1 protein-coding gene is annotated in these 293 nt (G+C 54.6%); it reads left to right on the forward strand.

Annotated features, from left to right (window positions below; genetic code table 11):
- Window positions 1–293, forward strand: a 293-nt coding sequence (locus HK11_RS11390; protein ID WP_143216402.1) for a transposase, incomplete at both ends; no start/stop codon positions are given.

Raw genomic sequence — 293 nt, forward strand, 5'->3', positions numbered from 1 at the left:
GGCCACCTTTTGCGTTCAATTGATCGCTTTGTCGATCTGGACGGCCTGCGTGAGCATCTTCGTCCATTTTACAGCGGCACGGGGCGGCCTTCAATCGATCCCGAGCTGATCATCAGGATGTTAATCGTTGGCTACGTGATGGGTATTCGGTCCGAGCGACGGCTATGTGAAGAAGTCCATCTTAACCTGGCATACCGGTGGTTCTGTGGCCTTGGTCTCAACGGCCCTGTACCTGATCATTCGACATTCTCGAAAAACCGGCACGGACGCTTCCGGGAGAGTGATCTGCTTCG

This window comes from Acetobacter sp. DmW_043, assembly GCF_002153485.1.
Classification (GTDB): domain Bacteria; phylum Pseudomonadota; class Alphaproteobacteria; order Acetobacterales; family Acetobacteraceae; genus Acetobacter; species Acetobacter thailandicus.